This is a genomic window from Mucilaginibacter phenanthrenivorans, from assembly GCF_024721155.1.
In the GTDB taxonomy this organism is placed as follows: Bacteria; Bacteroidota; Bacteroidia; order Sphingobacteriales; family Sphingobacteriaceae; genus Mucilaginibacter; species Mucilaginibacter phenanthrenivorans.
The window spans coordinates 210377-220921 of the sequence record NZ_JAHVAP010000003.1 but is presented as its reverse complement, the minus strand read 5'-3'; the positions used below and the strand labels follow the sequence as shown (position 1 = coordinate 220921).

Here is a 10545-nt window from a genome sequence, read left to right as displayed (position 1 = left end):
ATTTAGGATGTAAATATTAATTTTAACGCATGACTGTATTTTGTTTCGTTGCAGCTTTTTTATTGATCAGGCGTTTATCAAAACGTTATAGAACTACACATATCTATCTTAAATGGAGCACACTTTTTAACACAGCTACCTGGGTGGTAATAGTGCTTTATATAGCCGTACAAGCATTTCTTGAAGATGGGGTCGACAATATGCTCGGCGCTGCGTTATTATTAGGCTTGTTACTTTATGTGGATAAGGAACCCGACTTTAAAGGGCAAAAAAGTTATTTGCAGGCCAACTTCCCACTGGTTGGCGTAAGCTTTATAACGGGCGTGACACAGCTTATTGCCCCGGTATTTTATGACAAGCATGACAATTTCTTTGAGTTTGCTACAATAGCCTCCTTTGTGTGGATCTTCAGCAAATGGGCGAACTCAAATAAACAGGAAGAAGAACTACGCATTGCTGCCGAACGGAAAGCAGAGCTTGAGGCTTTAGTGAGTGAGCGTACCGCCGAACTGGTGAAGCAGAAGGAAAACCTGCAGGAAATAGTTGAAGAGCTGAAGGCTACACAGGACCAACTTATCCAATCAGAAAAAATGGCCTCGTTGGGTGAGCTTACCGCCGGGATTGCCCACGAGATTCAGAATCCTCTTAACTTCGTTAATAATTTCAGCGAAGTTAGTATGGAACTGATTGAAGAAATGACAGAGGAGTTAAACAATGGGGACAAGGACGAAGCCATTGCCATTGCCGCAAATATTAAACAAAACCTGGAAAAGATCCGCCATCACGGGCAACGTGCAGATGGGATAGTTAAAGGAATGCTGCAGCACAGCCGCGCCAGCAGCACCACCAAGGAACCGACTGATATTAATAAGCTTGCAGACGAATACCTGCGCCTTTCTTACCATGGGCTTAGGGCAAAGGACAAATCATTCAACGCCAACCTGGAAACGCATTTGGCCGACAATCTGCCTTTAGCCAATATGGTGCCGCAAGATATAGGCCGGGTGTTATTGAACCTGTTTAATAATGCCTTTTACGCGGTTATGCAAAGGCAAAAAGCCGATGCAGCGTTTAAACCAGTTGTTGAGGTCACCACATCGCTAAAAGGCAAGTACATGGAGATTAGGGTAAAAGACAACGGCACAGGAATCCCAGACTCGATAAAGGATAAAATAATGCAGCCATTTTTCACAACCAAACCAACTGGTGAAGGTACCGGATTGGGTCTTTCGTTAAGCTATGATATAGTGGTAAAGGCGCATGGGGGTAAACTCGACATCCGTAGTAAGGAAAACGAGTACACAGAATTTATCATTTCGCTGCCAATTTAATGGGTATTGCTTTATTAAATTAATTTCCATACTTTTTCCTTTCCTAATAACTGCTTGATTGAACCACCTGATCTGCAGCGGTTAAGAGCATTTTTTTATTTCGACCTTTATTGACCGCGCGTTTATGAAAAAATTATTATTGCTTTTTTGTGCCTTGTTTTTTTCTTTTATTTCTTACGGGCAGAATGGGCAAACCGGGCGGGGTTTTCATTTAAATAGGCTGTCGAAACAGGATACTTTAATACAGGGATGGAAATTCCACACGGGCGACAACCTGCATTGGCAAAGTGCAGCTTTTGACGACAGTAAATGGAAAACTATTGACCCCGGCCAGGATATCCAACATTTCGACGAACTTAAAAATGCGGGCATCGCATGGATACGGACGCATATCTTGGTCGACAGTTCGTTAATGGGCAAAACGCTGGCTGTGCGTGTTGCTCAATATACTGCGTCTGAGATATATTTGAACGGGAAGTTCATCGCACGGTATGGAAATGTAAGTTCCAATCCGTCTGTCGTGAGCGGTTATCTGACTTCAAAGGAGCCGTTTATTATCAAACTTGAACCCGGGAAGGACAACGTTATTGCAGTGCGGGTGGCGTATCAACCGGGGTTAAGCTATATTTCCTCGCTTTTTGAGCCGTTACCGGCTTTTGCCCTGTATGTAAATGATTATCCATCAGCATTAGCCAATTATCATATCTACCTGGATGGAATAAAAAACTTCATACTCCTATTCACCGTATTTGGTGGAGCGATTTTGATTGTCTTTTGTATTCACCTGGTATATTTCATTGTTGATCGGCGGAAAAAGGTGAATTTATATTACGCTCTTTTTTGCGCGTCCGTTTGTTTTATAACCCTGCCCAACGAGATATGGGGCATAAACCGTTTTGGAAACCTTGCTCTTCAGATGTGGATGGCTTATGGCGAAGGCTTATTCTTTGTTATCGGTATGTTGTTTCTGCTGTTAACTGTTTATGCATTGTTTAATTATCCGTACCGCAGGATTTTTTCACTTCTGTCGGTTTTAGGAGCAGGGACGGCTGTCTACATGTATTTTACCGGGGTAACAGGTTTTATTATTAATACTGATGTGATACCCTTGTTGTTTATGATGGAAGCGGTGCATGTTTGTATTTGGGCCATAAAACGTAAGATAAAGGATGCGGGTTTTGTGCTTGCAGGGATCATCTTATATGTCATATTCATAACGATAAGCAGCTTATTAAACCAGGGTACAGTTTTGGCGCAGTTACTATGGGGTGCCGGACTTATTTGGTTTCCTATAGGGATGTCTTTTTACCTGGGCGTGCAAAATTCGCTGACCAATAAAAAGCTTTTAAGCATGTTGAATGAGGTACAGCTCTTATCGGCACAAAACCTGGCACAGGAGCAGGAAAAGCAGCAAATACTGGCTAATCAGAATACATTACTTGAAACCCAGGTTAATGAACGAACGTCAGAACTTAATCAATCATTAACTCACCTGAAGCAAACACAAACGCAGCTCATCCAGGCCGAAAAAATGGCATCGCTTGGTGAACTTACTGCCGGCATTGCCCATGAGATCCAGAACCCTTTGAACTTCGTCAATAATTTTTCAGAGGTGAGCGTCGAATTATTGAGCGAATTAAAAGAAGAAGCCGAAGCCGGCAATAAAGAGGATGTGATCGCCATTGCGGATGACCTTACCCAAAACCTGCAAAAGATAAATCACCACGGCAAACGTGCTGACAGCATTGTTAAAGGCATGCTTGAACACAGCCGCATTGGTACCGGCGAGAAACAACCAACTGACCTGAATGCTTTAGCCGATGAATTTTTGAAGCTTTCGTACCATGGCTTACGATCAAAAGATAAAACCTTCAATGCCGAACTGGTTACTAATTTCGATGAAAATCTGCCGAAGGTAAATGTAGTGCAACAAGATCTAGGCAGGGTGTTATTGAACCTCTTTAATAACGCATTTTACGCGGTAAATCAAAAACAGAAAACGGCCGGAGCAGATTATAAACCAACAGTTACGATTACCACTTTTGCCCCCCCTTCAGGGGGCTGGGGGGCTAAGGTGAGCGACAATGGCATTGGTATTCCCGATGCTATTAAGGAAAAGATAATGCAACCATTTTTTACCACGAAACCTACGGGCGAAGGAACCGGATTAGGCCTATCTTTAACTTATGATATGGTGGTGAAGGGTCATGGAGGAAGTATACAGGTTAATAGTATAGCGGGTGAGGGATCAGAGTTTATAATCTCATTACCCGATCAATCATAATAAAGATGAAACGCTACGTAAATATATTACTGTTCTTGCTGATGCCTGTTTTATCCCGTGCGCAGCAAGGTACCACAGATAGTCTACAACAGGCTTTAAAAATTGCCAAAACCGACTCTGCCCGTTTTAAAGCGATGGTTGCTTTGGAGAATTATTATGCGGAAGATAAAAGGGCAATAGCAATTAATTATATTGATCAATGCCTGGCTATAGCGAGAAAAAACGGCAAAGCAATTGATGAAGCCAACGCACTGGATTCTAAAGGCTATGAATTAATGCACCTTGGTAAATATCCCGAATCATTTAAATATCTGCAGCAGGCACTCGCAATTGCATCAGACCCAAAAAACGAAGGCAAGACCTGGTCGCTTGACAAAAACACAACGCCATATAAAAACAGGATAAGTATTTTAGGAAGTATCCGCCATGATATGGGGCATCTGATGGGCTCAACAAACAACGTCGATCAGCAGATAACAGAATACCGGGAAGTTAAAAAGCTCGCGGCAGCAGCGGATGACCGCCAATTACTTGGTATGGTGAATATGAACCTAGGCCATGTTTATTTTAAACTCAACCGGGTGGATTCTGCGTTGGCATTTGAAAAGGAAGCCATTAACATACTAAACCGACGTGGTTACGATATGTACCTGAGCTGGGCCTATTATATTACCGGCGAAATTTATTTGAAGAAGGGCCAAAAGGACATAGCGCTGCAATTTTTTCATAAAAGTGCCGTCCAAAGCGTTGCAACAAATAACGTCCAGGTAACAGCTTCGGTTTATTCCGATCTGGCACGCTACTATGTTTCGGAAAAACGGCCGGACTCCAGCTTGCTTTATGCAAAGAAAACACTACGGGTGTTGAACGATATGGGGAACAAGGATCTCGGCGACGCTTATGAAAATCTTTACAAAAGCTATCGGTTAACAGCAAGTTTTGATAGCGCCTATAAATACCAGGGGCTGGCGCTGCTGGCGCGGGACAGCAGTTTTAAAACCACAATAAAAAACCTGGCCGATTTTGAACAATTATCGTTCAAAACACAGCTCCGTTTGCAGGAGCTTGAAAAGGAAAAAGCAGCGGCAAAAACCCGTAACACGACGATTATTTTATTATCAGGTATTGGTATCCTGTTGTTATTGTCCATTATATTTTACCGGAATAACCGGCAAAAACAAAAAGCCAATATGGTTTTAGAGGCTACGCTAAGCAACCTTAAATCAACCCAAACGCAACTGATCCAGGCTGAAAAAATGGCTTCACTCGGCGAACTTACTGCCGGCATTGCCCACGAGATTCAGAACCCGCTGAATTTTGTAAATAATTTTTCGGAGGTTAACCAGGAGATGATTGACGAGTTGGAAGAAGTGTTGAAAGTGGGCGATATTGAAGATGCTTTAGTTATTGCTGCCGACCTTAAGCAAAACGAGCAAAAGATAAATCACCACGGTAAACGCGCTGATAGCATAGTTAAAGGGATGCTGCAACACAGTCGCACAGGTAGTGGTGAAAAACAACCAACCAATCTCAACGCAATTGCCGAAGAGTTTTTAAAACTTTCCTATCATGGCCTGCGGGCAAAAGACAAATCGTTCAACGCAGAAATAATAACTGATTTTGCCAATGATCTGCCTAAAATAAATGTAGTACAACAGGACATTGGGCGGGTGCTGCTGAACCTATTCAACAATGCATTTTATGCGGTTAATCAAAAAAAGAAAAGCGCAGGGCCGGCTTACAAACCGGAAATTACTGTAACTACGCTAATCAAAAATGGGCAGCTAACTATTAAGGTTCGGGACAATGGTAACGGGATCCCTGACGCTATCAGGGATAAAATTATGCAGCCGTTTTTTACCACCAAACCAACCGGAGAGGGAACAGGGTTGGGATTGTCACTAAGTTATGATATTATTGTAAAAGGACATGGAGGTAAGGTGAGTGTTGATAGCATTGAAGGAAATTACACTGAGTTCACAATTTCAATTCCTGTATAAACTTTTAATAGCTATATTTAACAGCCATGAAAATACTCGTAGTCGACGACGAAGCAGACGTTCAACCGCTTTTCCTACAGCGCTTCCGTAAGGAAATTAAGAACAATGAATTTGATTTTTCGTTCGCGCTTTCGGGCGAGGAAGCGTTGACTTATTTGCACAGCGCACATTCAGAGGTCGTGCTAATCCTGTCGGACATCAATATGCCTGGCATGAGCGGGTTGGAATTGCTTACGCATATCCGTCATGATTTTCACAACCCGCCCCCACCACCGGTTGTAATGATGATAACCGCTTATGGCGATGAGGAAAACCACAGGCAGGCTATGGAAAACGGCGCCAATGATTTTTTAACAAAGCCCCTTGATTTTAATTTACTAAAGGAGAAACTTAAAACGTTTACAGAATAATGGCCAAAATACTGGTAGTGGACGACGAAGCGGACCTGGAATTACTGGTAAAGCAAAAATTTCGCCGGAAAATCCGTGAAAATATATATGAGTTTGTTTTTGCCCAAAATGGCGAAGAGGCGCTTGAACGTGTAAAGGAACATCCTGACCTGGATGTTATTTTGAGCGATATTAATATGCCCATTATGGATGGCCTGACCCTGCTTAGCCGCCTGCCCGAAGCAAATCCGATGGTCAAAGCCGTGGTGGTATCCGCCTATGGCGATATGCAAAACATTCGCACCGCCATGAATCGCGGCGCATTCGACTTTGTGTGCAAACCGGTAGACTTTGAAGATCTTGACCTTACCATGGAAAAAACCATAATACATGTAAGGCAGCTGCAGGAAACCATGAAGGCCATCAAGGAAAACAACATCCTTAAGATGTATGTGGATGAGAACGTGCTGAACTTCATGAACCACAAGGAGTTTGAAGGCAGCCTGATGAAGAATGAACTGATTGACGGCACCGTTATGTTTATTGATGTGTGCGGTTTTACTGCCATTACGGAGCAGGTTCCGGCCAATACGGTTGTAACCTTACTTAATGGTTTATTTGACAGCATTGTGAAGGAAATTTTGGCGCAGGGTGGCCATGTAGATAAGTTTATGGGCGATGCTATAATGGCGGTTTTTAGAGGTGATTATCATCTCGATAAAGCCATTGACGTGGCATTGGTAGTTAGAGAGCATTTAAAGAATATGGAAGAGATAAAGCTGGGGGATATTTCCTATAAACCGGCAGTATCAATAGGCATTAATTCGGGCGAGATGGTGTCGGGTAATATAGGATCGGTATCATTAAAACGCCTGGACTATACGGTAATTGGCGACACAGTGAACTTATCACAACGCCTGCAATCTGCAGCTAAGGCCGGACAAATTATAATTACCGAAGAAGTTTACCACAAGGCAAAGGAATCATTCAAATGCGAAAAGATAGGCGAGGTTGTGCTTAAAAACAAGGCAAAACCTGTTACTATTTACGAGGTGATTGAATAATTGCTATTACGGGATGATGTATGCAGCTCTGCAATTTTCCATCGCGCAATAGCAAATAAGGTTTGTTAGATTTTCTTAGGCAGCTTATTATAGGTGTAATAAGACACTGCCAGCACCACCAAAAATATCACAGGCATCACCCATCTCGAAACCGGATCGCCGGAGGCTGTGTGGGCGATAAATGCGGATACAAATGTGATGGTGAATCCAGCGTAAGCCCATTCCTTTATCCTTGCACTAAGCGGAGTAAGAATTAGTATCGCTCCAATCAATTTGGCAATAGCCAGTTCAACCCTAAAATACGAGGGGAAGCCAAGATGAACAAACCCCTGTGCTACAGCCGCCTGCGTTAAATAGGCATAAGCCGAATAGATCATCATTAACCCGATAATTGAAGTGGTAACCCAGTAAGTAATTTTTATAGCCTTCATTTTTCTTTTTTTATTGGAGCAAAAATAGTTACCTTTACTATTAAAAAGATAGTACTATCCAAAAGGATAGCGCTATCCTTTTGGATAGTTTAGATATATGGAAACAAGTTTTATAGATGCAGTACACACTCCGGAAGCGTGCAGTGCCAGCGTAAATGCTGTAAAGGATGCTTTATATGTGTTAAACGGCAAGTGGAAGCTGCCGCTGATCGTTTCGCTTTCAAACGGATCGAAACGTTTTAACGAGATCCAACGCACGCTTGATGGAATTACTCCAAAAATTCTCTCGAAAGAATTACGGGAATTGGAAATGAATGAATTTGTAGTCCGTAAGGTGTTCCCTACCACACCGGTTACAGTGATGTATGAGCTTACGCCCTATAGCAGATCGTTAGACAATGTGGTTAATGAGCTAAGGAACTGGGGGCTTCAGCACCGCGAGCGCATTATAAAAAGCATGCGCAATTCGCCTGCGGACTAAACCCATCAAAACAAAAAATCCCGCTTTTAAGGGCGGGACTTTAGGATTATCAATAGTTATTTATATTATGATTTTGGATGCGGCGACAAATCAAAAGGTACTACTACCTTAAAGCTGATGTTGCGCCCCATGTTGAAAATACCCGGTTGAACGCCGGCCGGAACAGTTGCGTTATCAAAATACTTCAACCTGCTCATGTTCGACTGGTAATTTACATTGCCAAGGTTTGTTCCTTCTATAAACAATTTGGCGATAGTTTTTCCGCCGCCGTCAACCAGGTCAGTACCGATGCCACCGCTTAACAGGTTGTAGCCTGCGGTGTAAGTTTCAGTGCCATATGCTGCAAAAAAGCGGTTCTGTGCGCTGAAATGGTCAAACCCAAAAAAGGCGTACACGTTCCTGAAATTGCTAAAGCCCTTGCTAAAATTAGCTTTCAACTCCGAGTGCGTGTGCAGCGGTGGGATGAATGGCAGGTATTTCAAACTATCGGGAACTTTACCACCTGTACCCAGGTTTTGTCCGTAGGTTAAGGCCAGCGAATTTTCAAAGTGCAGCCATTTAAGCGGATGGATATCCAGGCTAAACTCGCCGCCATTTATCCTGGCTTTGCTTTGCACATAGGTAAAAGTATTGTACCCTTGTGTTAGTACAGGTGAGCCGTCGGCATTTAGCTCCTGCTCCTGGAAAATGTAGTTTTGGATATTGTTGTTAAATAGCTCAACGCTGAACGATACATTTGGCAGGGTAAGGAACGCGCCAATATCCTCCTGGGTACTGAACTCCGGCTTGAAATCAGGATTACCTACATGGTAGATCTGTGAGCCTGGATCAGGGCCGTTTGCCGAGAGCTCCGCAATACTTGGTGCGCGGAAACCACGTGCAATATTCGCCTTTAACAAAAAGTGGTCGGAGAAATTGTATGCACCACCGAAGCTGCCGTTAAAGCCTGAAAAGGTTTTATTTAAAGCCGGAAATTGCGATACTACATTTGGCGCACTTTCCGGGTTAGAACCGGTGTAAAGCTGCTGATATTTCCCGGCAGTATCGATATAAGCTGCCTGTCCGTGGAAAGACCGCGTGTCGAACCTGGCACCGCCTGACAAATCAAGCTTGCCAAAGGTCTTTTTCATGATCAAAAAAGGACCGATATCAAACTGGTGATAAGCCGGAATAGGGAAATCGGTAGCATCACCAATGGTATTGTTCTGGTATTGCCCGTTTACGCCAACGGTGGTTTCATAACCCATTCCTAAATCAAAGTTGTATTTAAAGTCGTAGGTATAGGTGCTTAAATGCAGGTTTAGTCCCGCAACATCAGGATCTTCCGGGTGGGTAAATTCACGACGGTGACTAAACTGGTAACCAAGGTTCACAATTAAATTGCCACTGCCTAAGTTAAAATTGCTGTTGTTATAGATCCGGTATAACTGTACATGCTGATGTAAAACAGGAATATTGTATGAATTCAGCTCAGATGGGGAAACAATCGGCCGGAACAAATCGTCTTCAGTTACCTGCTTGGTAAACTTGCGGGTAAGCGAGTCGCGGCTACCATCAGGAATTGCCTGCTGATCATCAAATAACGATGCATTAAAAAATGAAGTTCCCCATGACTTATTCAGGCCGATCATGAAGCGGGCATCCTTTTCCTTAAAGTTGGTTGCGTATACCCTGCCGTCGTGCTGATTCTGGTAATCCTTTGCTTCCTTAGCCGACAATATGGTACCCCAAACCAATCCGTTTTGATTACCATACAATCTGAACGAGCCGTTCATTAAGCCGTTATTAGTGCCATACGTTCCCTGTACCGATCCAAGTATCTTTCCATCAGCAACAGGTGGCGGCGTAATTAAATTTACAACACCACCAATAGCGTCAGAGCCGTAGGATAAGCTGGCCGGGCCCTTTATAACTTCTACGCGGTCGATGGAGTTTTGATCAACTTCTACACCATGTTCATCTCCCCATTGCTGGCCCTCCTGGCGGATCCCGTCTTCAAGCGTCACTACGCGATTATAACCCAAACCATGGATAAATGGCTTTGAAACGTTAGGTCCGGTAGTTACCGCACTAACGCCTGGAATGTTGGCTATCATATCGATAACGTTGCCTGCGGCAGAGCGCTGGTCAATAAATGTTTTACCTACGGCAACCATCGGCACAGGATCGCGTTTTATTTCTGTAGCCTTGCTCACACCGGTAATAACTACCTCTCCTGCTTCTAGCGAAGACGGTTGTAACTGGATATCCAACGTTGTTGTTTTCGTAAAATCAACCTTTTGGTTAAAAGCGGCGTAGCCCAGGTAGGTAACCTGGACCAGGTAAACGCCTTTAGGCAGATTTTCCAGCTTGTAATGTCCGTTGGCATCGGTTATTGTTCCGCGCCTTAAATCGGGAATGTTTACGGTAGCTCCTATAATGGTTTGCCCGTTGGTTTTATCGGTTACTGTTCCTATCAGGTTTCCTACAGGGACATCGGTATTTTTTACCGCAGCAATAGCGGTAATTGCCGTGCATAATACCAGTAGTGAGAGTAAGCTTAATATTCTTATCTTAAATTTCATT

The 10545-nt window shown here is 43.3% G+C and carries 8 protein-coding genes; 6 read left to right on the top strand and 2 right to left on the bottom strand.

Annotated features, from left to right (window positions below; translation table 11 throughout):
• The first annotated feature begins 29 nt into the window (after positions 1-29).
• From KXD93_RS07570 to KXD93_RS07550, 5 genes are all read left to right on the top strand, one after another.
• On the top strand, positions 30-1331 hold the full coding sequence (locus KXD93_RS07570; protein ID WP_258136375.1) for a sensor histidine kinase: 1302 nt from the start codon (positions 30-32) through the stop codon (positions 1329-1331).
• Positions 1332-1455: 124 nt separating this feature from the next.
• Complete coding sequence (locus KXD93_RS07565; RefSeq protein ID WP_258136374.1) at positions 1456-3615, top strand: sensor histidine kinase; 2160 nt, start codon at positions 1456-1458, stop codon at positions 3613-3615.
• Between the two features lie 5 nt (positions 3616-3620).
• Positions 3621-5615 (top strand): ATP-binding protein, encoded by a 1995-nt coding sequence (locus KXD93_RS07560; protein ID WP_258136373.1) that lies wholly within the window; start codon positions 3621-3623, stop codon positions 5613-5615.
• 26 nt (positions 5616-5641) lie between these two features.
• On the top strand, positions 5642-6025 hold the full coding sequence (locus KXD93_RS07555) for a response regulator (protein WP_258136372.1): 384 nt from the start codon (positions 5642-5644) through the stop codon (positions 6023-6025).
• On the top strand, positions 6025-7068 hold the full coding sequence (locus KXD93_RS07550; protein ID WP_258136371.1) for an adenylate/guanylate cyclase domain-containing protein: 1044 nt from the start codon (positions 6025-6027) through the stop codon (positions 7066-7068). The genes KXD93_RS07555 and KXD93_RS07550 overlap by 1 nt, the downstream gene beginning before the upstream one ends.
• A 65-nt stretch (positions 7069-7133) precedes the next feature.
• Here the strand turns inward: KXD93_RS07550 and KXD93_RS07545 are convergent, their stop codons facing one another.
• Positions 7134-7499, bottom strand: a complete 366-nt coding sequence (locus KXD93_RS07545) for a DoxX family protein (protein ID WP_258136370.1) — start codon at positions 7497-7499, stop codon at positions 7134-7136.
• 97 nt (positions 7500-7596) lie between these two features.
• On the opposite strand from KXD93_RS07545, the gene KXD93_RS07540 reads away from it, so the two are divergent.
• On the top strand, positions 7597-7980 hold the full coding sequence (locus KXD93_RS07540; protein WP_258136369.1) for a winged helix-turn-helix transcriptional regulator: 384 nt from the start codon (positions 7597-7599) through the stop codon (positions 7978-7980).
• A gap of 65 nt (positions 7981-8045) precedes the next feature.
• Here the strand turns inward: KXD93_RS07540 and KXD93_RS07535 are convergent, their stop codons facing one another.
• The gene (locus KXD93_RS07535) at positions 8046-10544 is read right to left on the bottom strand and encodes a TonB-dependent receptor (protein WP_258136368.1); all 2499 of its coding nucleotides are present in this window, start codon (positions 10542-10544) and stop codon (positions 8046-8048) included.
• Between the last annotated feature and the right edge of the window lies 1 nt (position 10545).